The organism is Nocardiopsis tropica, from assembly GCF_042660575.1.
GTDB lineage: Bacteria > Actinomycetota > Actinomycetes > Streptosporangiales > Streptosporangiaceae > Nocardiopsis > Nocardiopsis tropica.
The window spans coordinates 438,066-461,597 of record NZ_JBHSUF010000003.1 but is presented as its reverse complement, the minus strand read 5'-3'; the positions used below and the strand labels follow the sequence as shown (position 1 = coordinate 461,597).

The 23,532-nt window shown below is 71.8% G+C and carries 20 protein-coding genes and 1 pseudogene; 6 read left to right on the top strand and 15 right to left on the bottom strand.

Features of this window, described 5'->3' with window-relative positions:
- Positions 1 to 341: 341 nt before the first annotated feature.
- The 12 genes and pseudogenes from ACFQBR_RS07560 to ACFQBR_RS07505 all read right to left on the bottom strand — a co-directional run bounded on the left by ACFQBR_RS07560 (position 342) and on the right by ACFQBR_RS07505 (position 14,285).
- Positions 342 to 518 (bottom strand): annotated as a pseudogene (locus tag ACFQBR_RS07560) (DUF397 domain-containing protein).
- Positions 511 to 849, bottom strand: coding sequence for a Scr1 family TA system antitoxin-like transcriptional regulator (locus ACFQBR_RS07555; protein ID WP_344177921.1), 339 nt, complete (start codon positions 847 to 849; stop codon positions 511 to 513). The pseudogene ACFQBR_RS07560 and the gene ACFQBR_RS07555 overlap by 8 nt, the downstream one beginning before the upstream one ends.
- Positions 850 to 1,314: 465 nt before the next feature.
- Positions 1,315 to 1,986, bottom strand: a complete 672-nt coding sequence (locus tag ACFQBR_RS07550; protein ID WP_344177919.1) for a TetR/AcrR family transcriptional regulator — start codon at positions 1,984 to 1,986, stop codon at positions 1,315 to 1,317.
- Complete coding sequence (locus ACFQBR_RS07545) at positions 1,983 to 3,986, bottom strand: CocE/NonD family hydrolase (RefSeq protein WP_344177917.1); 2,004 nt, start codon at positions 3,984 to 3,986, stop codon at positions 1,983 to 1,985. The genes ACFQBR_RS07550 and ACFQBR_RS07545 overlap by 4 nt, the downstream gene beginning before the upstream one ends.
- Before the next feature lie 67 nt (positions 3,987 to 4,053).
- On the bottom strand, positions 4,054 to 5,895 hold the full coding sequence (locus ACFQBR_RS07540; RefSeq protein ID WP_344177915.1) for an ABC transporter ATP-binding protein: 1,842 nt from the start codon (positions 5,893 to 5,895) through the stop codon (positions 4,054 to 4,056).
- Positions 5,892 to 6,791 carry an ABC transporter permease gene (locus tag ACFQBR_RS07535; RefSeq protein WP_344177913.1) on the bottom strand — a complete coding sequence of 300 codons (900 nt, stop codon included), beginning with the start codon at positions 6,789 to 6,791 and terminating at the stop codon, positions 5,892 to 5,894. The genes ACFQBR_RS07540 and ACFQBR_RS07535 overlap by 4 nt, the downstream gene beginning before the upstream one ends.
- On the bottom strand, positions 6,788 to 7,747 hold the full coding sequence (locus tag ACFQBR_RS07530; protein WP_330156226.1) for an ABC transporter permease: 960 nt from the start codon (positions 7,745 to 7,747) through the stop codon (positions 6,788 to 6,790). The genes ACFQBR_RS07535 and ACFQBR_RS07530 overlap by 4 nt, the downstream gene beginning before the upstream one ends.
- Positions 7,747 to 9,345 (bottom strand): ABC transporter substrate-binding protein, encoded by a 1,599-nt coding sequence (locus tag ACFQBR_RS07525; protein ID WP_378552551.1) that lies wholly within the window; start codon positions 9,343 to 9,345, stop codon positions 7,747 to 7,749. The genes ACFQBR_RS07530 and ACFQBR_RS07525 overlap by 1 nt, the downstream gene beginning before the upstream one ends.
- 458 nt (positions 9,346 to 9,803) lie before the next feature.
- Entirely contained in the window at positions 9,804 to 11,075 is a 1,272-nt protein-coding gene (locus tag ACFQBR_RS07520; RefSeq protein WP_344177909.1) for an MFS transporter, read from the bottom strand.
- A gap of 4 nt (positions 11,076 to 11,079) precedes the next feature.
- Entirely contained in the window at positions 11,080 to 12,027 is a 948-nt protein-coding gene (locus tag ACFQBR_RS07515; RefSeq protein ID WP_344177907.1) for a SagB/ThcOx family dehydrogenase, read from the bottom strand.
- 344 nt (positions 12,028 to 12,371) lie between these two features.
- A complete protein-coding gene (locus tag ACFQBR_RS07510; RefSeq protein ID WP_344177905.1) occupies positions 12,372 to 13,076 on the bottom strand; it encodes a class I SAM-dependent methyltransferase in 705 nt (234 codons plus the stop codon).
- Positions 13,077 to 13,556: 480 nt separating this feature from the next.
- Positions 13,557 to 14,285, bottom strand: coding sequence for a DUF6518 family protein (locus ACFQBR_RS07505; RefSeq protein ID WP_344177903.1), 729 nt, complete (start codon positions 14,283 to 14,285; stop codon positions 13,557 to 13,559).
- A gap of 160 nt (positions 14,286 to 14,445) precedes the next feature.
- Here ACFQBR_RS07505 and ACFQBR_RS07500 point away from each other — a divergent pair, with 160 nt between their 5' ends.
- Positions 14,446 to 15,522, top strand: a complete 1,077-nt coding sequence (locus ACFQBR_RS07500) for a methyltransferase (protein ID WP_344177901.1) — start codon at positions 14,446 to 14,448, stop codon at positions 15,520 to 15,522.
- Between the two features lie 49 nt (positions 15,523 to 15,571).
- On the opposite strand, the gene ACFQBR_RS07495 is transcribed toward ACFQBR_RS07500, so the two are convergent.
- A complete protein-coding gene (locus ACFQBR_RS07495; protein WP_344177899.1) occupies positions 15,572 to 16,003 on the bottom strand; it encodes a nuclear transport factor 2 family protein in 432 nt (143 codons plus the stop codon).
- 33 nt (positions 16,004 to 16,036) lie between these two features.
- Positions 16,037 to 17,095 carry a type III polyketide synthase gene (locus ACFQBR_RS07490; protein WP_267949310.1) on the bottom strand — a complete coding sequence of 353 codons (1,059 nt, stop codon included), beginning with the start codon at positions 17,093 to 17,095 and terminating at the stop codon, positions 16,037 to 16,039.
- 295 nt (positions 17,096 to 17,390) lie between these two features.
- On the opposite strand from ACFQBR_RS07490, the gene ACFQBR_RS07485 reads away from it, so the two are divergent.
- The 3 genes from ACFQBR_RS07485 (at position 17,391) to ACFQBR_RS07475 (ending at position 20,086) form a co-directional block, all read left to right on the top strand.
- The gene (locus ACFQBR_RS07485) at positions 17,391 to 17,750 is read left to right on the top strand and encodes an MmcQ/YjbR family DNA-binding protein (protein ID WP_344177896.1); all 360 of its coding nucleotides are present in this window, start codon (positions 17,391 to 17,393) and stop codon (positions 17,748 to 17,750) included.
- Positions 17,751 to 18,177: 427 nt separating this feature from the next.
- The gene (locus ACFQBR_RS07480) at positions 18,178 to 18,858 is read left to right on the top strand and encodes a hypothetical protein (RefSeq protein ID WP_378552545.1); all 681 of its coding nucleotides are present in this window, start codon (positions 18,178 to 18,180) and stop codon (positions 18,856 to 18,858) included.
- Positions 18,859 to 19,399: 541 nt separating this feature from the next.
- On the top strand, positions 19,400 to 20,086 hold the full coding sequence (locus ACFQBR_RS07475; RefSeq protein ID WP_344177891.1) for a glycoside hydrolase family 11 protein: 687 nt from the start codon (positions 19,400 to 19,402) through the stop codon (positions 20,084 to 20,086).
- 188 nt (positions 20,087 to 20,274) lie between these two features.
- On the opposite strand, the gene ACFQBR_RS07470 is transcribed toward ACFQBR_RS07475, so the two are convergent.
- The gene (locus ACFQBR_RS07470) at positions 20,275 to 21,720 is read right to left on the bottom strand and encodes an acyl-CoA synthetase (RefSeq protein ID WP_344177889.1); all 1,446 of its coding nucleotides are present in this window, start codon (positions 21,718 to 21,720) and stop codon (positions 20,275 to 20,277) included.
- A 227-nt stretch (positions 21,721 to 21,947) separates the two neighbouring features.
- Between ACFQBR_RS07470 and ACFQBR_RS07465 the strand changes: the two genes are divergently transcribed.
- Positions 21,948 to 22,325: an ankyrin repeat domain-containing protein gene (locus ACFQBR_RS07465; protein WP_344177887.1), complete on the top strand. Its 378-nt coding sequence runs from the start codon at positions 21,948 to 21,950 to the stop codon at positions 22,323 to 22,325.
- A 322-nt stretch (positions 22,326 to 22,647) separates the two neighbouring features.
- Positions 22,648 to 23,493 (top strand): SDR family oxidoreductase, encoded by an 846-nt coding sequence (locus ACFQBR_RS07460; RefSeq protein WP_344177885.1) that lies wholly within the window; start codon positions 22,648 to 22,650, stop codon positions 23,491 to 23,493.
- Positions 23,494 to 23,532 lie beyond the last annotated feature (39 nt).

The following is a 23,532-nucleotide window of genomic DNA, read 5'->3' as shown; positions in this document are numbered from 1 at the left end:
CATCGACATGATGGTCGGCGACCTCCAGCGGGTGATGGAGTATCCCAAGCTGGGATTCGCCGTCGAACAGGACGTTCCCGGCCCAGTAGGTGAGGCCTACAAGTCCCTTGTCGCCTCAGGGTTCGACAGCCGCCTGATCCAGAGCTGACCGCGAGGACGTGGAGCAGTCGGACCGAGTCCTTCTCGGCCGACGGAGTCGGCCGGGCACGAGTTCCAGGACGTGGTCCCGATCGAGGCGGTGACGATCCCCCGGCTCGCGCGCAGGATCGCCCATGGCGCACGAGCCCGTCAGGAAAGCACGACGGTCCACCTGGAGGGCGGTGAGCCCATCCTGTAGACGCCTACTCGCTGACGCGGTGGAGGGTGTTGACGAAAGCACCCCACTCACATGAAGTGAAGGCGAGTCGGCCGCGCGCACGGTTCCGCGTATCGCGCACGTCCGCGCTGGCGGTGTGCTTTCAGACCTCGACGCACTCGTTGTTGCCGCCACTGTAGGACGACTTGTGCCACTCAGTCAGCGTTGATCCTCTTCATCTCGTTATGGATGGTCTTCAGGATCTCATCCGGTCCCCAGGCCACGCCCTGCAAGGCCGCGAACCACATCCGGTAGCGCCCCATCTCGTTGGTCGCGGGGATGATCTGCCCCTGGTGAGCTGACTCCACGTAGACCACCTCGGGTTGATCCACCGAAGTGATGACCCGGAAGGGGCCGTTGTTGCCCGCGTGGCGTGGCTCATCCACGGGGACCACCAGCAGATTGACGCGTTCCCTCTCCACCAGATCCACCACGTATTCGAGCTGCTCCAGCTGCACCTGGGCCGATCCCTCTGGTGCACCCCGAAAACGCAAAGCCCCTGATCCTCGCGCCTCCGGGCTGGTCAGGGCTTGAGTCTCTGGGACGAGTGACGGGACTTGAACGCTGGTGGGGGAGAGTCATGACCTGAGATGATGCGAGAATTCGCAGGTCATGGCGGAGGCGATCACCCGGTTGTGCCGTATTTCCCGTGTTTCGTTGACAGGCGTGTACCCGGAAGGTGCACGCCCGTTACCGCACGGGTGCACCACAGTAATGAGGGAACCGACCGGGCCTGTCTGTCCAGGGCTGTTCCTCCGGATAACCGCATCAGAAAGACGTGACGGCTCAGGCGCCGATGAGCCCTCCGGCCCGGCAGTTCTGGCGGCGTACGGGAGGACGACCGCGACCGATGTGGGTGAACGGCCCATCGGCGTCCTCCGCGAACCGGACCGGACGGCGCAGGCCCCGGGACCGCTCCCTCCCCTCCGAGAAGAGGGGAGGGAACGGTCCCGTGCGGCTCAGGCCGGGGAGGGCTCCAGGCCCAGCTCCCCGGTCAGGAACCGGCGCAGGTGGGCGCGGGCCTGCTCGATGCTCAGCGGCGGGGCGCCGCGCAGGCGGCGCAGGGCCAGACCGTCGACCAGGGCGTTGAAGCGGGTCGTGGTCTCGGCGACGTCGGGGCAGCGGAACTCACCCCGGTCGCGGCCCCGGGCGATCAGCTCGGCCACCCGGTCCGACCACTCCTCGTACCGGCGGTGCTGGCGCGAGTCCGGCTCCAGGCTGGCGTCGGCCGCCCAGTTGTCGAACCACAGCCGCCAATGCCGGTCGGTCTCCGCGCTGAACACGCCCTCGACGAGCGTGGTCAGCCCCTCCACGGCGGTGGGGCAGGCCAGCATCCGCTCGCCGAGCGGGCGGTAGTAGGCGTCGATCTCGATCGACACCGCCTCGCTGAGGATCTCCCGCACACCGCCGAAGTGGTACGTGACCGTGCCGACGGACACCCCCGCCGCGCGGGCGATGTCGCGCACGCCCACCCGGCTCGCCCCGTGCTCGATCACCAGCGGCACGACGGCCTCCAGGATGAGCCGCCGCCGCACCTCGGTGGGCTGGCGGGTGCGCTTGTCCGGGGCGACCGCGCGGCGCCTGGCCCCCGCCGTCCCGGCGGCCGGCGCCCCCTCGGCAGGGCCGGTCATCCCGCGGTCCTGGGGATCTCGCGCTCCCAGCGCCGGGTGGCGACGACCTCGCCGCCGGAGCGGGCCTCCACCGTGCTGTGCACGATGAAGTGGTCCGCGGTGGCGGTCAGTTCGCTCGACGTCCGCACGGAAACGTCCCAATCCTCCCGGCGCATGGTGATCTCCCACTCGGATCCTGCCATGGCCGACAACGGGTCGTCGACCCGGATCCGGTACCGTTCCCGCGCCTTCTCCGTGTACACGAGACCGTTGGGGTAGGTGCGCGACCCCCCGTAGTTGGGGTCGACGTCGAGCACCCACTCGCCGGTCCCGACGTCGTGCGACACCAGGCGCTCGGGCCGGGGCTCCGACGCGCCCAGCTCCACCGCCAGCGGCGGCGCCTGCTCCGGCTCCTCGAACTCCACCGGCGCGCGCCCCTCGTCCGTGCCCGCGGGCCGCACCGGGAGCAGCAGCGCGCTCCGGTCGGGCCACACGGTCAGGGACGGGTCGTCGGGCTGCGGCCACACCCACGGCCAGTACGCGGTCGACACGGCCACGCGGATCCGGTGCCCGGCGGGGAACGCGTACCCCGTCCCGGTGAGCTCCACCTCCACGTCCTCGGGGTTTCCCGGCTCCCACGGCACCGACCGGTCCCGGCCGTACCGGCTGCCCAGGTTCAGCACGCCGCGGGTGACGAGGGTCGAGGCCCCGTCGGGGGCCACGTCGCACACGCGCACGATGACGGTGCCCCGGGGCCTGTCGGCGTCCAGGCGCAGGCGGACCCGCGCCCGGCCCAGGACCTCGACGCGCTCGGCCAGCGGCTCGCCGTCGAAGCACGTCGACCGGCCGTCCTCCTCCCGCTGGTCGGGGGGCAGGTCGGTGGCGTTGCCGTAGGGGAAGAAGCGGCCCGCGTCCACGCCCGTGTGCTGGGGGCTGTGTACCGTCACCGGCGCGCAGCCCGCCGCGCCGAGGGCCTGTTCGGACCATTGGGTCGCCGGGGAGGGCCAGGCGTCGTCGGTGACCCAGCGGCCGGGCCGCTCCGTGTAGGCGGTCGCGGGCGGCACCGGCTCCTGGACCCAGGAGCGCAGCCGGGGGGTGTCCATGGCGCCGTTGTCCGCGTCCTTGAGCCAGTGGTCCCACCAGCGCAGGGTCTCCTGGAGGAAGCCGATGTGCGGGCCGGGCGGCCGCGCGATGTCGGGGTACTGGTGCGCCCAGGGCCCCAGCAGGCCGCGCACCGGGCCGGGCAGGTGCTCGACCAGCCGCAGCACGGTGTCCCGGTAGGGGTCGGCCCAGCCGCCGACGGCCAGCACCGCGGCGTCGATCGCGGAGTAGTCCTCGCACACGCTGCCGTGCCGCCAGTAGTCGTCCCGGGTCTGGTGGTCCAGCCAGGTGTGGACGAACGGCTCCAGCGCGTCGAGGCGCTCCTTCCACATCGGCAGCCACGCGTCGCCGACCGTGATCGGGTCCGGCGGACGCGACGTGAACGCCAGCATCGTGCCGGACCAGCCGGCCATGTCGATGCCCAGCACCGAGCCGCCGATGTAGTGCACGTCGTTGTCGTAGCGGTCGTCGGCCGAGCACACCGTGACGATCGCCTTGAGCGGCTCGGGGCGCCGGGCGGCGATCTGGAGCGAGTTGAACCCGCCCCAGGAGATGCCGAACATCCCCACCCGGCCGGTGCACCAGGGCTGCGCGGCCAGCCACTCCACGACCGCGACCCCGTCGGCGGTCTCCTGCTCGGCGTACTCGTCGAGCATCACGCCCTCGGAGTCGCCGGACCCCCGCAGGTCCACCCGCACCGACGCGTAGCCGTGGCCCGCGTAGTAGGGGTGGCGCTGGGCGTCGCGCGGCGACGTCCAGTCGCCCTTGCGGTAGGGCAGGTACTCCAGCAGCGCCGGGACGGGGTCCGCCAGGGCGTCCGCCGGCAGCCACACGCGCGCGTGCAGCCGCGTGCCGTCGGCCATCGGGATCCAGTCCTCGCGGACCTCGACCTCGCGCGCGAAGTCCTCTCGGTAGCGCATGCTCCCCCGTTCGTCTCTCGTGTGGGCCCGTGCGTGACGGGACCGTTCGTGTGTCAGGACCCGTGTGTCAGGACCGCGGGCCGGTTCCGTCGGCGTCCCACCGGCGGATCCGGTGGCCGCCGCCCAGGTCGATCCACTCCGGGTCGGGGACCTCCGCCAGGTCCCGGGGCGGTGCGGCCGTCTCCCCGGCCGGCTCGGACGCCTGCGCGGTCGTGCCGCCGCCCGCCCCGACCGGCCGCGGTTCCAGGACCGCGTCCAGCAGCCGCCGGGTGTAGGGGTGGTTGGGCCCGGAGAAGACCGCTTCGACCGGGCCCTCCTCCACGACCAGTCCGTTGCGCATCACCGCGACCCGGTCGGCGATCCCGCGCACCACCGCCAGGTCGTGGCTGATGAATACGAACGCCAGGTCCCGCTCGGTGCGCAGGTCGTCCAGCAGCGCGAGCACGGCCGCCTGGACCGACACGTCGAGCGCCGTGGTGACCTCGTCGGCGACCACCACGCGCGGGTCCCCGGCCAGGGCGCGGGCGATGCCGACCCGCTGGCGCTGCCCGCCGGAGAGCTGTCCGGGCAGCCGGTCCGACAGCGCCGGGTCCAGGGCGACGTCCGCGATCAGCTCGCGCGCCCGGTCGTCGGCGCGGGACCGCTCGGCCAGGCCGAAGAACCGCAGCGGCCGGCGCACGGCCTCGCGGACGATCCGCCGCGGGTTGAGGGAGGTGTCGGCGTTCTGGAACACGAGCTGGACGCGGCGGCGGACGCCCGGCGGACGCAGCCGCGCCCCCACGGCCAGGTCGCCGTCGCCGTCCTGGTTTCCGTCTCCGGGGCGGTCCCCGTCCCCGGTGTCCGCGCCGAGCAGCCGCATGGTTCCGGAGGACGGTGCGCGCAGGCCCGCCAGGGACCAGGCCAGCGTCGACTTCCCGCTGCCCGACTCCCCGACCAGGGCCAGCACCTCGCCCCGGCGCAGACCGAGCGAGACCCCGTCGACGGCCCGGTGCGCGCCGTAGTCGATCGTGACGTCGCGCAGGGACACCACCTCGGGCGCGTCGTCGGGGACCGGCACGCGCTCGCGCACGGTCCGCGTCCCGTCCTCGGCGACCTCGGCCAGCCCCCGGTCGCCGATCCTGGGCACGCTCGCGAGCAGGCGGCGCGTGTACGGGTGCCGCGGAGCGTCGAACAGCTCGGCCGCCCCGGCCGCCTCCACGACCTCGCCCTCCCGCATGACCACGACGCGTCCGGCCATCCGCGCGACGACCCCCAGGTCGTGGCTGACCAGGATCGACGTCAGGCCGAACTCCTCACCGAGCCCGGCCACCAGGTCCAGGATCCGCGCCTGGGTGACCACGTCCAGAGCGGTCGTGGGCTCGTCCAGCACCAGCACCTTGGGCCGTGCCGCCAGCGCCATGGCGATCGCCACCCGCTGCTGCTGACCGCCGGAGAGCTGGTGCGGATACCGGCGCACGATCCCCCCGGGATCGGGCAGTCCGACCTTCTCCACCAGCGAGCGGACCCGCTCGCGCCGTTGCGCGCGCGTCAGCCCCTGTGACAGCAGGGACTCCCCGATCTGGGCGCCGACGCGCATCGACGGCGTGAGCGCGTGCCCCGCGTTCTGCCCCACCATCGCGATGTCGCGGGTGCGCAGCTCCCGCAGGCCCCGCCGGTCCAGGGACAGGACGTCCTTCCCGTCGACCAGGACCCGGCCGCCGGTGACCCGGGAGCCGTGCCGCAGGTGGCCGAGCAGCGCCCCGGCGACGGTGGACTTGCCGCTGCCGGACTCGCCGACCACGGCCACCGTCTCCCCGGCCGCCGCCTCGAAGGACACCTCGCGGGCCACGGTCACGTCGGCGCCGCCGGAACGGTAGGCCACGGACAGCCCCTCGACCCGCACCAGGGGGCCGGACTCGGTGCCGCTCATGAGCTCTCCTTCGCGCGGTCGACGCCCCAGGCCCGGGACAGGCCGTCGGCGGACAGGTTCAGCCCGACGACCAGCGTCGCCAGGGCGATGATCGGGGCGAGCGTCGCCCACGGCACCACGACCATGGCGGTGCGGTTCTCGGCGACCATCAGCCCCCAGTCCGGGGTGGGCGGGTTGGCGCCGAACCCGAGGAAGGACAGCGAGCTGATCAGCAGCACGACCCACGAGGCACGCATCGCGAACTCCACCGACACCACGTGGGCGATGTTCGGCAGGACCTCGCGGACCAGGATGGAGACGGTGCGCTCACCGCGCGCCCGCGCGGCGGTCACGTAGTCGAGCGGGGCCACCCCCAGCGCCGCGGCGCGCACCACGCGCACCACCTGGGGCGCGTAGACCACGGTCACGGCGAGGACGATCACCGCCGGGCCCGCCCCCAGCACGGTCACCACCACCAGCAGCGCCAGGATCGGCGGGATGGCCAGGATCGCGTCCAGCAGGCGCATCAGCGCGTCGTCGAGCCGGCCGCCCTTGAGCGCGGCCGCGCAGCCCACGACGGTGCCGAGCGCCACCGCGCAGGCGGTCGCGGCGAAGGACACCGTCAGCGCGTAGCGGCCGCCGTACAGCACCCGGCTCACCACGTCGCGGCCGTAGGCGTCGGTGCCCGCCCAGTGGTCGGCGCCCGGCCCGAGCAGCGCGCTGCCGGGATCGTTGGCGGTGGGGGAGTAGGAGGTGAGCAGCGGTGCGAGCAGCGCCAGCAGCACGTGCAGGGCGACCAGGGACAGGCCGACCACGGCGGGCGTGGACCGCGCCAGCGAGCGCAGCGTCGCGCGGACCGTTCCGGTTGACCCGGTCGTCTCGGCGGGCCCGGAGGCCCCGTGCGGGGACCCGGTCATCGGGCGCTCCTCTCTCCGGTGCGCAGGCGCGGGTTGAGCGCCATCGCCCCCAGGTCGGCGGCGAGGTTGCACAGCACGTACACGGCCGCGCTGACCACGGCGATGGCCTGCAGGACCGGCAGGTCGCGGTTGTGCACGGCCTCCAGCAGCATCCGGCCGACGCCGGGGTAGTTGAAGACGTTCTCGACCACGGCCACGCCGCCGACCAGCCACGCCACGTTCATCGCGATCACGTTCAGCGTGGGCAGCAGCGCGCTGGGCAGGGCGTGGCGCACCACGACCCGGCCCGTGCCGAGGCCCTTGAGCCGCGCGGTGGTCACGAACTCGCTCTCCATGACGTCGATGACGCTGGTCCTGGTCATCCGCACGATGTAGGCGGTCATCACCACCGACAGCGCGATGGTCGGCAGGACGACCGCGGGCAACAGGTCGGCGACCGGCGCGGACGCCTCGTCCAGGACCACGGCGGGCAGGACCGGCACGGTGATGGACAGCGCCAGCACGAGCAGGGTCGCCACGACGAACTCCGGCACGCTCATCCCGATCAGCGTCAGGGTGGAGATCACCGTGTCCGGCCAGCGGTCCCGGTACAGGCCGGCGACGACGCCCAGCACGATCGAGGAGGTGACCGCGACGGCGATGGTGGCGACCGCGATCAGCATGGTGTTGCGCAGGTGCAGCCACAGGGTCGCGGAGACGGGCTCGCCGGAGACCAGGGACACCCCGAAGTCGCCGCGCACCGCCCCGGTGATCCAGTCGAGGAACCGCAGGACGGCCGGGCGGTTCAGGCCCATCTGCTCGCGCAGCGCGGCCACGGCGTCGGGGGTGGCGTCCTGGCCGAGCACCTGCGTGGCCACGTCGCCCGGGAGCAGCTGCACGGCGGCGAACACGATCACCGACGCCAGGAGCACGGTGACGACCGCGGACAGCAGCCGCCTGGAGATGTAGACGATCATCAGGGCCTCAATCCGATGTTGAGGTAGTCGAACTCGAAACCCGACTCGTGGTAGTTGAGGACGTCCCGGGACAGGCCCACCAGCCGGTCGGCGAACATCGGGGTCATCGCGCCGCCCTCGTCCACGACCATGCGCTGGGCGTCCTGGTACAGGGTGCGGCGGCGGTCCTCGTCGGCCGTGGCGCGGGCGGCGTCGAGCAGGTCGTCGAAGGCGCCGTCGGACCAGGCGGTCTCGTTGTAGGAGGAACCGCTGCGGAAGACCTGGTTGAGCAGCTGGTCGGCCGGACGCCCCGTGTACCAGTACGTCGCCATCAGCGGCTTCTGCATCCAGATCTGGGTGTAGTAGGAGTCCGCCGAGGTGTTGCGGACGGTGATGTCGATCCCGGCCTCGGCCGCGGAGTCGCGGTAGGCGAGCGCCATCGGGGTGAACACCGGGTCGTAGGCGGAGGTGTAGAGCTCCAGGCTCAGGCCCTCGTGCCCGGCCTCGGCGAGCAGGGCGCGGGCCCGGTCCGGGTCGCGTTCGACCGCGTAGTCGGTCCAGTAGGGGGTGTCGGGCGGGACCGGGTTGTCGTTGCCCGGTACGCCGGTGCCCTGCAGGGCCACGTCGATGACGTGCTGCGGGTCGTAGGCCAGCTTCATCGCCCGGCGCACGCGCGCGTCGGTGAACGGCTCGGCCGTGGTGAGCATGGGCAGCACGTACCACTGGGCGTTGACCGAGCGCGCGATGGTCGCGCGCTCGGAGGCCTCGACGACGCGGGCGGTGGCGAAGTCCAGGTTGGTCTGCGAGATCAGGTCGACCTGGCCGGCCAGCAGCGCGTTGGTCCGCGCCTGGATGTCGGTCATCGAGAACATCTCGATGGCGTCCAGGGCGGGCCGCCCCTCCCAGTGGTCGTCGTGGGCGACGATGCGGCCCCGGCCGCCGGGGGAGAAGGAGTCGAGACGGAAGGGCCCGGTGCCGATGCCGGTCGCGCCGATCGTGTCGCCGTCCCCGTCGGGGACGACGTAGCAGTGGTAGTTGGTGAGCAGCGCCGGGAACTCGAAGTTGGGCGTGGTCAGCTCGACCACCAGCACACCCGGCTCGGGGGTGTGCACCCGGCCCGGGTCGACCAGCGGGCCCAGGACCGTCCCCTGCGGCGAGGCGAGGTCGGGGTCGACGATCCGGCGGAGGGTGTAGGCGGCGTCCGCGGAGGTGAAGCCGCGGCCGTCGTGGAAGCGGACCCCGTCGCGCAGACGGAAGGTCCACACCAGGCCGGCGTCGTCGGACTCCCACCCGGTGGCCAGGCCGGGCACGGTCTGCCCCTCCGCGTCCATCCGGACCAGCCGGCTGTACAGGGCGCCGAGGTACTCGTAGGCCGACAGGGAGCTGGCCGGGTCCAGGGTCTCGGCCTGCGACGCCGGCGGCCGGGCCATGCGCAGCACGCCGCCGTCGGCGGTGGCGCCCGTGGCCGCGGCCTCCGGGAGCGCCGGCGCCGCCTGCGGACCGGACGCGGCGCAGCCGGGGAGCAGGACCGCCGCCCCGAGTACCCCGGCTCCCCCCAGCAGAGCCGTTCTGCGCGGGATCCGCGGCGGGGCGCCCTCGGCCCCCGGTGAACGCGGCATGTCTTCCCCTCCGTGGTGTGCTGCGAACGGATCAATCGTTCGCTGAACGATTGATACGACTCATGCACGATAGAGGTCGAAAGTCGATGGTTCAACGGGTGGTAAAGCGGGTAAACGCGAGGGGTCACGTATGACCGCCGACGATCACCGCAGGTCAGCCGTGTCAGCGGACGGTAGGCCTTCCGCGCGCCGACACGGCACCGACGCCGCGCGCACCGGCCGCCGACACGGCACCGACGCCGCGCGCACCGGCGGCCGACATGGTGCCCACCGCTCGCCGACAGGAAGAGGTGGTGCCGTGACAGTTCGGCGGGTGGGTGCCGGTGTGTTCGGGGAGCCGCGCGAGAGACCCCTTGCGCGTTTCTACCGCCCGCTTCGTGTGGCCCGGTCGCGTGAGCGGAGCCACGACCTGGGTACCGAGCGCTCGGAGGAACCCCCCGGCCCGTGGCGGGAGCCGGTCACACCGCGGCGCGTCTCGCCCCCTCCCGGAACACACGGCCGAACACCAGGGGCGCCGCCAGGAGCAGGGCCCCTCCGGCGACGAACGGCACGTGGAGCCCGAACCCTCCCAACAGGCCGCCGGTGAAGACCCCCAGGAGGACGGAGGCCTGGGCGAGGAGCATGCGGGCCATGGACGCGCGCCCCAGGATCGGCATCGGCGTCACCGCCTGGAGGATGGAGGCGGCGCTCACGGAGATCGTCGTCGCCGCCAGGCCGAACACGCCGAGTGCGAGGGCTCCCACGACGACGTGGGGGAAGAGCCCCATGGTCAGCAGGACCCCGCCCCCGAGGATGTGGGCGACGATGAGCAGGGGCCCGTGGCCGCACCACCGCCCCAACGGGGCGCACAGGAACGAGGCCGTGAGCGCGCCCACCGCGGACAGCATCGTGTAGACCCCGAACAGTGCTTCCGGGACGTCGAGGGTCCGGGTCACGTAGAGCACCAGGATGGCCGACACCCCGCCGGTGGCGAACCCGGAGAAGGCGGCGGCCACGGCGAACCCCCGTTGGACGCGGTCGTCCCTGACGAACCGGAGCCCGTCCAGCGCCTCGCGGGTCAGCGAGGCGCGACCGGTGTCCGGGGCCCGTTCGCCCTCGTCCTTCCCCTCCCCGCCGAGGGAACGGGCCGCGGCGGCCGCGGAGAGCAGGAACAGCGCCCCCACCAGGTAGGCCCCCGCGTTGAACAGCAGAGCCGTCCCCGTGGAGAGGGCGAACAGCAGGCCCGCGATCGGGCCGCCGAGGAAGTCCGAGGCCACCACACGCGTCCCCTGCAGGCGGCTGTTGGCCCTGATCAGGAGGTTCCGCGCGACCAGCGCGGGCAGCAGCGCCCGGGCCGAGCCGTCGTGGAAGACCTCGCAGACCGCCAGGGCGAGGACGAAGAGGCACAGCCCCCAGACGGGGACCGGGCCGAACCAGGAGACGACCGCGAGCACCCCGAGCAGCACGCAGCGCAGGAGGTTGCCGACGACCATGGCGCGGCGCTTGTCGATCCGGTCGATCAGCGCCCCGGCGTGGAGGCCGAACAGCAGCCAGGGGGTGTAGGCCGCCACGGTCAGCATCGAGACCGCGAGGGGGTCGGAGGTCAGGGCAGCGGCCATGAGCGGGAAGAGGGTCAGGAGGACGCCGTCGCCGAGATTGGCCGACGTGTGTCCGGCCCAGAAGCGGTGGAAGGCTCCCCCCAGCCCCACCGCCGGCGGATCGCCCCTGGCCTGTGAGGAGTCGATGTCCATGCGCCTACTCGAACCTGGCCTTCCGGGAGCCCTCCAGACTCATCGGCGGGTGGGAGAGGACCGCGTCCCCGTTGGCGTCCACGGCGGGGACGCCGGCGGAGAGGACGTACAGGGCGGTCTCCCGGACCCCGTCGACGCCCAGCAGCTCCTCGACGGCCGAGTCGTTGAAGGCCGCGGTCTGGAAGGGGCCCAGCCCCAGCGCCGTCGCCGTCAGGACGAAGGTCTGGCCGAGGTGCCCGGAGTTCATCAGCATGACCCGGTAGGCGCGAGGATGCCGGTACTTGAAGCTCAGGCGTGGGACGACCGCGGTCAGGACCACGGAGAAGGGCGCTTCGCCCACCCCCGACTGCGAGTCGCACGCACGGGTCAGGCTGTCCCGGAACTCGCCCTCCTTGAGCAGTTCCAGGGAGTGCTCCCGGACGTTGTAGTGGTATATCCCCGGGGCGATCCCGGCTACGCCGGTGACGACCGTGTACGCCTCCAGTTCGTGACGGGCGCCGCCGGCGGGGCTGGTGCGCAGCATGAGGGCGCCGAACTGCTGGGCGTTGATGAAGTCCTTCACCCCGAAGGTCATCGCCATGAGGGTCGAGAAGACCTCCCGTCCGACAGGCGCGTCGGCGAAGTCCCGATGGGTCCTCCGCCGGTAGAGGACCTCCCGGTAGGAGCGGCCGGGATCTTCCTGGTACCGGGGGAGGAAAATCCTGTCCGCGTCCTTGTACTCCTTGAACAGGGGAGGCGACGGGTCCTTGGTGAGCTCCTCACGGATCTCGTCGGTGCTCTCCGTGAAAGGTGCGTCCCTGGTGGAGAAGTGGAACGAGAGGCCCTCCCTTCCCCAGGGCGCCCAGGCGTCGAATCCCTCTGTGCCGCTTCCGGCCCCGTCCTGCTCCTCGGATTCGAGGAAACCGAGGGTTGAAAGGGAGGACGCCGCACTGTCCAGGACGTCCTCGTCCAACCCCAGCTCCTGTGCGACATCAGAAACGGACCGCAGCTCGGAAAAGCTGTGGAGAACGCTTGCGGTGATCGGATCGGTGCTGATTTTCGCTTTGGTCAGAGGGTTTTTGACGAAGAAACCGGATGCGTCCCAGAAGCATTCGAGGTGTTTTGCCGACCTGTACTTCACAGTGGTGCTCCCTGTAAAAGGAGGAGGTCGGCCCCGCCAGGGGGCCGACCTCCTCGGGCCGCGTGCTAGCTGGGGCTGAACTGGATGATGATGGTCAGCTCTTCGACGGGCTCGATCTTGATCATGGCCTTCTCCTTAGCTGTTGGAACCGGGTTCCAACTGGGGGATTTCCGCGGTCAAGCCACGGAACCTGTACGTCGGGCGACGTACAGAGCCTTGGGGTGTTTTTCGTCGTCCAGGCCGTCCTCCAGAGCCCCTCCGTGGAAACCGCGGACGGAGACGAACTCCAGGCCGGCGGAGGCGATGCTCGCGAGGATCCGCTCGTGCGTCAGGTGACGCAGCCGGTGCCGTGTGACGGAACGCTCCCAGAGGTCGCCCGCCACCCGCGCGAAGGAGTCCACCTCGAGGTCGATGGCCTCGCCGGGGGAGAAGTCGGCCGGCGCCAGCGGCGAGAAGGAGATGAACCCGTTGTCGGACCTGCGGATGTTGGGAGCCTGGGAGAGCACACGGAAGGACAGCTCGGTGTTCACTTCCACGATCAGAAGGCCGTTGGGGACCAGCACACGCGCAGCCTCGGCGAAGGCCGCGTCCAGCTCCTCGTCGTCGGAGAGGTAGTGGAACACCTCGCCCGCGGAGATCGCGGCATCGAATTGCGCATCAGGGATGGGGAGGTCGGTCAACCCTCCTACGAGAAAATCGATCCCCCGCATCTCCTCTTTGTCTTTGGCCGCGGCCACCATCGCGGGAGAGAGGTCGACTCCGGTGACCCTGTATCCGCTCTTCTGGAGTTCCACAGAGCTGTTTCCGGTGCCGCATCCGAGGTCGACCAGTCGTTCTCCTGGTGCGCCGAATTCTTTCAGGAGATCGCCGAAAAGGTTCATCCAACGGTGGTAGTCGGAAGTTCTCGATGTCGCGTCGTATTGACTGGCAAGCCCTTCATAGGCTTCCAGGGGAGACGCCGAGGGGGGATGAGTGGAAATCTTCGGCCTCCAAAATCAACCCTGAGGTTATTGAGTAAAAATTATGGTAGGCCCTAACTTCGGTCAAGGATCTGGCCACATACGGACAGCGGTGGAACGGTCGTGCATCCAAACTGGTGATATCCGACGAAGAGCCATGTGGCCGAGTTTTTCCAATGAAACAGGGGGCTGGTGCCGGCGGGAATAAGACGCTATGGACCTGACTTGACCCCGGGCACTTGTAAAGATCCCGATAGGTCATAACCCATGACAGGATCGTCCCCTGAACCGGCGGCTCCATCGGTTGTGGCCGCGTCGTCGGCACCGACACGGGTGACACCGGACCCGAGCCGCCCACCGTGCGCCGACACAGGGCCCACACCGTGCCCACCGGTCGCCTGCTCAGTGGTCACCGCTCGCCCACCACACCAGCACGAACAGGCAGAACTGGCCGAAGGCGAGCGGGAGGCCGAGTGCGGCGGCGCACAGCAGTGCCTTGAACCGGGTGGCCCAGCCCCTGCACAGCGCCAGGAGACCCAGGGCCAGGATCCCGTCCAGGAGGAGGGCGCCGGGGTGGACCGCTGTTCCTCCGCTGTCCGCTTGTGCCTGGACGCTCACCCACAGGAAGACCGCCAACAGACCGAGGGGGAGGCCTGCCGCGAACACCCTGACGGTGGTGGAGCGTGAGTGGAACCCGTTGCCCGCGAACCCCAGGAGCGCACCCATGGCGAAACCGAGGGGCACCCAGACCCTGTATTCCAGCAGGTTGTAGTCGTCGACGGTCAGGTGGGCAGTGGCCAGGTGCGCGAGAACTGCGGACAGATACGCGAGCGAACCGGCAGCGGTGGCCGCCCAGGGACGGACCGCCGACCAGCCGAGTAGCACGGGCGGGGCGACGTAGAGCCCGACCGACCACTCCAGAAAGGGGAGCCCGTCGGAGCTGAGGCCGTCGACGAGCACCGCGAGCGCTCCACAGGCGAGGCCCACTGCTGCTGACAGGGCCAGGAGCAGCGCGGGTCGGCGGTCCAGGAAGAGCCGGACGGCGGAGGGAGGATCCGCTGGGGGGCTGTTCCTCCCGAGGTTCCGTCCGGTCGGGGACATGGGCGTGGAGGGGGTGGGGTCCGTGCTCATCGCCCCAGGAGAGCACACGGGTGCGGGGACGATCCGGGTGCACGGCGGTTCGGAGGCCCGTCTCCTCGCCCGCGCACGGGCGGTCATTCCGGGCACCTTCGGGACCGACACGCCACGCGCGGGCCCTACCCGAACCCCCACCTGGGGGAACCTACAGTCGATGGCAGTCCGGCAGGTGGCCGACGGGTGTGCCGAGGGGCCGGGACAGGGGGAACGCGTGGCCTGTGACAGGAGCGACCAGGAGCGGGCCTACGCCCTGCTCGATCTGGGGGACGAGATCGTCCACGCCCGGGCGCTGCAGATCGCGGCCGAACTGGGCATCGCCGACCTCCTGGCTTCGGGGCCCCGCTCGGCCGAGGAGCTGGCGGAGAGCACGGACTCCGACCCGGGGGCCCTCCACCGCATGATGCGGCTGCTGGCCTCCCGCGGCCTCTTCCACGAGACCGGGCCCGGTGTCTTCGAGCTGATGGAGACGGGCGGCCCGCTCCGCTCCGACCACCCGGCGTCCGTGCGTTCCGTTCTGGCACTGGCGGGAACGGTGGCGCCCCTGGTCCTGGGGGGAGTCCGGCACAGCCTGAGCACCGGCGAGGCCACCTTCCCCGTGGTCGCGGGGGAGCACATCTACGACTACATGGCACACCGCCCCGAACACGGCCGCCTGTTCGACGAGGCGATGCGGGAACTGACCCGGGTCGCGGCGCCCGCGGTGCTCGACGCCTACGACTTCGCGGGCGTCTCCCGCATCGTCGACGTCGGCGGCGGATCAGGAGCCCTGCTGAGCGCGGTCCTGCACCGCGAGCCCGGCGCCAGCGGGGTCGTCTTCGACACCCCTGGGGTCGCGGACTCCGCCCGGGAGAGGATCCGGAACGAGGGTTTGGCGGACCGGTGTTCGGTGGTCGGCGGGGACTTCTTCCGCGAGGTGCCGCCGGGCGGCGACCTCTACGTGCTGAAGTGGGTCCTGCACAACTGGCCCGACGAGCGCGCGACCGCCATCCTGCGCAGCTGTCGAAGGGCCATGGGCGAGGACGCGAAACTCCTTCTCATCGAGTCGGTGCTGCCGTCGGACGGCGCTCCCCACCCGGGGAAGGCCATGGACCTGTCCATGCTCGTCCTCTCCGGCGGTCGGGAGCGCACCGAGGAGCAGTTCGCCGAACTGCTGGCCGGGGCGGACCTGGAACTCCGACGCGTCGTCCCGACCTCTTCGCCGCACAGTCTCGTCGAGGCCGTGCCCCGCTGAACCGCTCCTGTCGCGCACCGCCTCCCAACGGGGAGGGAAGATACCGGGCTCAGGGACCCTCACCGAGCCAGACCGGGGTGATGTCCACCGTGTGGAACCGCCAGGCCGTGCCCACACGCCGGTAGGTGTTGTCGTACCAGCCGCCGACCGACCACCAGTCCGTGGGGTCGTCCGCGCTGCGCAGGTGGACGGCGTGCATGGAGGAGCGGGACGTGGCGCGGTCGCCGTCGACCTCCACCCGGTGGTTGGCGCTCAGGTGGTGGGTCCGGTGGTAGTGCCCCAGGTCGGCCTCCACGTACTCGGCCAGGCCGGCGCGGCCGCGGTGCTCCCTCCCCGGCATGCGGAGGATCCCGTCCTCGGTGAACAGCGCCGCGTATCCGGTGAAGTCCCGGTCGTCGAGGCAGCGGACGAACTCGGCCAGCAGGTCGTAGATGTCGGCGCGGTCGAACAGCGAGCGCAGGCGCGCGGTCTCCTCGTGCACGGTCCCTCCCCGAGCTCGGTGCGGCGGCGCGGTTCACGTGCCCTGGAGCAAGGCGGTGTACAGGGTCAGGCCGGGGCCGAAGGTCATGGCGACCCCGTGCTTCCCGGGAGCCAGGGGGGTGGTGTCCTGGAGCTCGGCCATGACGAGCGGGAGCCCGGCGGAGGAGCAGTTCCCGTACTCCTGGAGGACGTGTCGTGAGGCCCGGGTCGCCGCGGGGCCGAGGGAGAGGCTCTCCTCGGCGGCTTCGATGATGCGCCGGCCGCCGGGGTGGACCGCCCACCAGTCGACGTCCCCGGGGGTCAGCCCGTGCGGGGAGAGCAGGTCGGCGACCAGGCCGGGCAGGCAGGTGGCGATCAGGTCGGGGATGGCCGCGGAGAGGCCCATCCTGAACCCCTGGTCCCCCACCTCCCAGGTCATGTGCTCCTCGTGCCCGTGGTCGGTGTGGGAGGCCAGGTCCAGCACGAGCGGCGCGGGGTGGTCCGGGGGCCGGCCCGCGTCCCCCTCGACGACCAGGGCCACGGCCGCGTCGCCGAACAGGGAGTTGATGACGAACTGCTCCACGTCCCACGGCGGGGGCTGGAGGTGCAGCGAGGACAGTTCGAGGCTGAGGAGCACCGCGGGTTCCGGGTGGCAGCTCGCGAAGTCGACGCACGCGGCCAGGCCGGGAAGCGCGGCGAAGCATCCCATGTGGCCGACCACGAGCCGCCGGGTGGAGGGGCGCATCCCCAGGTCGCGGAGCAGCCGGGAGTCGACCCCGGGGGTGCCGTAGCCGGTCGAGGAGACGAGGCACAGCAGGCCGACCTCTTCCGCCGGGACCCCTGCCCGGTCGAGCGCTTCCCCGACCGCTTCCGTCGCCAGGGGCAGGCCCTCGTCCTGGAACCGGCGCATCCGGGTGGACGTGGACCAGTGTGAGCCGTCTTCGACGCGGGGGTCGATCACCAGATGGCGTTTGCGGATCCCCGAACCTGCCAGGATCCTGCGCAGAAGCCGCTCCCCGGGGTGGTCGGCGGGCAGCAGACCGGGCAGCTCCGCCTGGTCCAGGGCAGCGGGCGGCAGGGCCGTACCGATACTGCTGATCTGCACCGCTTCCATGTCGAAGCCTCCTCGCCGCACCGGTGGACGCCGTACCGCCGTGTCCACCGGGTACCCGCCGCTCACCCCGGCCGGGGATGTGCCCCAGTTCCTCCCTTTTGTGTACTTCTCTACCCAGAATCACGGTGTGCCCCCTGGTCAGGGCCGGGACACGCTTCCTTCCACGACAGCCTCCGCTGTGTCGCCGGCCGTGCCCGCCGGGATTCCGATCCGTGTGGACCAGGGCACGGGCGGACGAGCGTTCCCCAACCCCCACCGGGCGCACGGTGTCGGTGGGATGTGGTTGTCTCACCCCATGGGTGTTGAGATCGAGCGGTTTCTGCGGTTGGTGCGAGCGCTGCCGGGGTGCGAGCACACGGAGTCGGACCGGTACACGACGTTCCGCGTGCGCGGCAAGCCGTTCGGCTACCTGTGGCCGGACACTGCCACCGTGGGGCTGAAGCAGACCCTGCTGGAGCAGACCGCGCTCGTGGCCGAGCGGCCCGAGGTGTTCGAGGTGCAGTTCACGGTGGGCGGGTTCGGCTGGGTGGTCGTCCACCTCGACGGGATCGACCTGGACGAGCTCAGCGAGCTCACCCTGGAGGCCTGGTACCTGACCGCGCCCGAGGAGCTGCTCACCGTTCCGCCGACCCCGGCGGCCCTGGTCGAGGCCTGACCCGGATCTCGGGCAGCTCTCGAGCGGCCCCGGCCGACCCGCGCCCGACCAGGCGGGTCCCTGCCAGGGCGGTGCCCGGTCCACCGACTCGGGTAGGGCGTCGCCGATGGATCCCATGCGCGCACCCCGGACCGCCATGAGCAAGCACGGAGCGGGTTCGGCCGTCAACGGTCTGAGACCGGGGGCCGTGTACATGCTCCCGAGGGCGACTTTCAGGTGACACGGGTGCCAGTACGGAGTCACCCGCGAGCTGGTACCGCGTTCCGCCGTGACCCCGGACAGTGGGAACGGCCTGCCCTTCCCCGGCAGGCCGTCGACCCTCGGAGGCCCGGTGGCGCACACCCCGTCCTGTGGAAACGCTCGAGGCGACAGGTGCCGGTGCTCCGGATGCGGCGGCAGCCTGCACGGCTGGCCCGGTTTCCTCGCGATGGTCGACAGTCCCCCTGATATGCGGGTACGGCGACGCGAGGGGGACGAGCAGAACTGGTACGCGGCCGTGGGGTTCGACGAACGGACCAGGTGCGCGAACCTGGCCTCGCCGACTCCGGAGATGCTGAAATACGCCGTCGAGGTCGGCAGGGGAGACCTCGTCGAGTACCTCGCCAGGCATCCGCGCACAGCGAGGAGGGTCGGGGAGCTGGGCGGACTCCTCGCCACGAAGGCCTTCGCCGAGATCAGGGGCGAAGCGGGGCGCCGTTCCGCGCAGCACCCGGACATGGCACGGATCGCCGCGGTGCTCCCCGGTCATTTCTGGTGCTCGCTGCTCGCCGCGCTCGTCGGCGTGGCAGACCGTGTGGACCAGGTGGTCGACAAGGTTCCGGCCCAGGCCAGGGATCTCCTGGAAGAGGAGCCGCCGCCGGAATGGGGCGCGGTGCAGGAACTCGTCGCCGACACCGCGCTGGAGGCGGTGTGGGAATGCGCCACCGGCCTCTTCGCGCTGTGGCACCCGGCGCAGCTTTTCCTGGTCATGCGTGTCCTGGCGGTCTTCATCTGCCCAGCCCCGGCAAGGCACCCGGACGTCGCACGCCTGTGCCTGCTCCCCCTGGGACGGGGCATCCTCCAGGACGCTGCCACCCGCATGCTCCAGCAGAGCCTCGGGCCGGTCTAGGCCCCTGCTCGTCCCTTCCGACCCGACGGCACTCGCCGGGCAGAGAACAGTCCTCGCTCCCGCCGCCACCCGGGCTTTCACCCTTCCACGTGCCCTCCGTGGAATTTTCCTTCCCGGTGGCCGCGGGCGTGATGGCAGGGGTTATTACTTCAGGAGTGCTTCCTGTCGGCCGAGCCCGTGCGCCCCGGTTCCCTCGAACCGCCCGGCCGAGGAAGACCGAGAGGTTTCGAAATCTTTCGAAAAAACGGGCCTGAGTCCCGGCTCTGTGTGTCGACAACTCGTGGGATGATCCGGATTTCGCTTTCTGCAACCTCCTGAACTGGACTTTTGGCCATCCGTGGCGCGCATCAGTTTACGAAACATTTCGGAAACCATTGACAACCCCGAGGAGGCGGACGAATACTGCCGGTCACGGCAATCCGCCGTTCCCCCAGCGCCGTACGGCACCGACGTGCGGTGACCGCCCCCGGTCGCCGTCATCCCCACCGGTTCGTGCCGCGCCGCCCGGCTCCGCGCCGGCCTCACGCAGAGGAGAGCGACCATGACCGACAACCCCGTCCGCCCGTTCGACCGCAGGAGATTCATCGGCATAGGCGGCGCCGGCGCCCTGGCAGTGGTGGCGCCCGGGCTGGTGGCCGGCCCCGCCCTGGCCCGGACGACCATCACCGAGAACCAGACCGGCACCCACAACGGGTTCTACTACTCCTTCTGGACCGACGGCGGCGGGTCGGTCTCCATGACGCTGGGCTCCGGCGGCAGTTACAGCACCTCGTGGAGGAACACGGGCAACTTCGTCTGCGGCAAGGGCTGGGGCAACGGCAGCCGCAGGAACGTGAACTACTCGGGCAGCTTCAACCCGTCCGGCAACGGCTACCTGTGCCTGTACGGGTGGACGTCGAACCCGCTGGTGGAGTACTACGTCGTCGACAACTACGGGACCTACCGGCCCACGGGCGAGTACCGGGGCACGGTCAACACCGACGGCGGCACGTACGACATCTACCGCACGATGCGCTACAACGCCCCCTCCGTCGAGGGCATCCGGACGTTCCCGCAGTACTGGAGCGTGCGGCAGTCCAGGAGGACGGGCGGGACCATCACCAGCGGCAACCACTTCGACGCGTGGAACCGCGCGGGCATGGGGCTGGGCGCCTTCAACTACTACATGGTCCTCGCGACGGAGGGGTACCAGAGCAGCGGGAACTCCAACCTCGCGGTCAGCGGCTGAGGGACCGGTCCGCGGGGGCGGGACCGCACGGCAGGCGCTCCCGGGTGACGGCCCGCCCCGGATCCCGCTGAACGCCGAGCCTCTGCACCCCTGCACCCGTGACACCGCCCCTCGCGACGGTGGCGCGGCGGACCGCGGCCGCCGCGCCACCCCCGCGGGCACCCGCCTCCGGGCGGCGGGGGAGGGGCTCAGCCCGCTGCGCCGCCCAGGAGGTTCTTCTGGATCTTGCCCATCGCGTTGCGGGGGAGCGTGTCCACCACCCGCACCTCGCGCGGGCGCTTGTGCACCGACAGCTGGGCGGCGACGTGGTCGATGACGGCCCCGGGGTCGACGCCGTCCCCCACCAGGTAGGCGACGATCCGCTGGCCGAGGTCGTCGTCCGCCTCGCCCACCACGGCCGCTTCGCGCACCGAGGGGTGGCCGAGCAGCGCGGACTCGACCTCTCCGGCGCCCACCCGGTAGCCGCCGGTCTTGATCATGTCGACCGACATGCGCCCCACCACCCGGTGCCAGCCGTCCCCGTCGATCACCGCGGCGTCGCCGGTGCGGAACCAGCCGTCGTCGGTCCACGCCGCCGCGGTGGCCTCCGGCAGGCCGAGGTAGCGGTCGAACAGGGTGGCGCCCCGGACCTGGAGCTCGCCGACGGCCTCCCCGTCCGGGGCGACCTCCTCGCCGTGCTCGCCGCGCAACCGCGACTCCACGCCGGGCAGCGCCGTCCCCACCCAGCCGGTGCGGCGGGGCGCGTCGGCGCGCGCGGCCAGGGTGATCAGGGTCTCGGTCATCCCGTAACGCTCCACGGGGCTGTGTCCGCAGGCGGCCCGCAGGCCCTCGGCCACCGGCTCGGGGAGCGCCGCGCTCCCGGACACGAGCAGCCGCGCACCGGCCATGGCGCGGGCGGAGTCCGGGTCGCGGACGATCCGCGACCACACGGTCGGCACCCCGAAGAACAGGGTTCCGCGCCTCTTGTCCCTCGCGCCGCTGCCCGCGGGCGCCGCCGGGCCCGCGTGGTCCCCGCGCGCCGCGGCGGCGTAGGCCGCGGGGGTGGGACGGACGGTGTGCAGCAGCGGACTGCCCACGCGCAGGGCCCCCAGCACGCCCAGGACCAGGCCGTGCACGTGGAACAGCGGGAGCCCGTGGACCAGGACGTCCTCGCAGGTCCAGTCCCAGGCGTCGGCGAGCGCGTCCACGTCGGCGGCGACGGCCCGCCGCGACAGGACGGCGCCCTTGGGCCTGCCGGTGGTCCCGGAGGTGTACATGATCAGCGCCGCGGCCTCGGCCGGGGGCTCGGGGGCCGTGAACGTGGCGCGCTCGGCGGGGTCGACCGGCACCACCGGGAGGTCGATCCCCTCCTGCGGGGCGCCCAGCCACAGGGCGGCCCCGGAGTCGCGCACGATGTGGCGGCGTTCGGCGGTGCCCGCGTCCGCGGGCACGGGGACCACGGGGACCCCGGCGAGCAGGCCGCCGACGACCGCGACGACCGTGGACAGGGAGGCCTCCCCGTGGACGGCGACGGCTCCGGCCCCGGAGATCCGGCGGGCCACGGCGCCCGCCGCGGCCCACAGCTCCTCGCGGTCGAGTCCCGCCTCGCCGACCCGCACCGCGGACCCCTCGCCTGCACTGGGGTTCAGCAGCATGCCCCGCTCCCGTCCGTCGCTTCCGATCCGGTCGCGAGCCAGTACACCACAGGCCGCCGGCCGCCACCGCCCCGGAGGGGACCACGCGGGCTCCCCGCCGGGGAGGCGGTGCGCACGCGGCCCCGACCGCCGACCGCGGTGTGCTCCCCGGAAGCGTGGCCGCCCTCACCGCGCCGGAGGCGAGCACGTGTCGGGTGAGGCGGAGGGGCACTTCTAGCATGGAACCCATGAACGAACTCTCACCCGAGCAGACCGGGCGGATCATCGCCCTGGCCATGGACCTCGCCCGGGAGGGCGGGACGCAGGAGCTCATGGAGTTCCTCGACCACGGCCTGCCCGTGGACACCCAGGACGAGGAGGGCAACAGCCTGGTGATGCTCGCCGCCTACCACGGACACGAGGGGACGGTCAGGTCCCTCGTCAACCGCGGCGCCGACGTGGACCTGCGCAACGGCAAGGACCAGACGCCGGTGGCCGGGGCGCTGTTCAAGGGGGAGGAGGGTGTGGTCGCGGCGCTCGTCGAGGCGGGGGCCGACCTCGACGCGGGCACGCCGAGCGCCCGTGCCGCCGCCGAGATGTTCGGCCGCACCGACCTGCTGCCCTGATCCGGGACGACTACTGCCCCTGACCTCCGCCCGCGAGGGCCCGGCTCCGGCCCCGGTCCGCGGACTCCCTCCCCGGGAGTCCCCGGACCGGGGCCTTTCTGGTGGGAGCAGCAGGGGAAGAGGAAGGCTTTTTTCTCCGCCCCCGTGCGCCACGAGGGGGCTGCGATCGCCGGAGATCTAACGTGGCCCTGCGGGGGCCGCCCGGGGACCGGATCCCGCCGACGCCCGCGGGAACGGCGGTGCCGGTGTCGGCGTACGGGCGGGCCGAGGACATCCGTGGTCCGGAGGGGCCGGACACCCAGCAGGGGAAAGGTGCGACGACATGGCGGGACCGATTCTCATCACCGGTGCGGGCAGCGGCTTCGGCAAGGAGGTCGCGCTGCGGCTCGCCGAGGCCGGACACGAGGTGATCGCGGGCGTGGAGATTATCGCCCAGGTCGGCGTCCTGCGCGCCGAGGCCCGGGAGCGGGGCGTCGGACTGCGGGTCGAGAAGCTCGACGTGACCGACCCCGGCGACCGGGAGAGGGCCTGGACCTGGAACGTGGCGGTCCTCCTCAACAACGCCGGTGTCTCCGAAGGCGGCGCCACGGCCGACATCCCCGAGGAGCGGCTGCGCCGCCAGTTCGAGGTGAACGTCTTCGGCCCCGTCCTGCTCACCCAGGGCATCGCCCGGCAGATGGCGGCCCGCCGCGGCGGGCGCATCGTGTTCATGTCCTCGGTCGCGGGCCTCACCGTCGACCCGTTCACCGGCGCCTACGCGGGCTCCAAGCACGCGGTGGAGGCGTTCGCCGACGCCCTGGACCAGGAGCTCGCGGAGTTCGGTGTCACGGTGGCGACGATCAACCCGGGCCCCTTCCTCACGGGGTTCAACGACACCATGTTCGAGACGTGGAAGGAGTGGCGCGACGACCCGGCCGACCGCCTCTACGACTACGCCGAACTCGCCTTCCCGCACGAGCAGTACGACCCCGAGCCGGTCTACCGGCGGACCGTCGAGGTGCTGCTGGGCGAGGACCGCCGCTACCGGCACCTGCTCCCCGCCGAGATGGAGCCGCAGGTCCGCGCACAGGTCGACGCCCAGTGGGGCCGGCGGCTCAACGACGGACGCCGCCCCGACCTGGTGCGGAAGGCGTGCGACATCGCCCCCGGTACACCGGTCGAAGCCTGACCCTCCCACTGCGGCGCGCACGGGGGCGGCGCCGGGCGT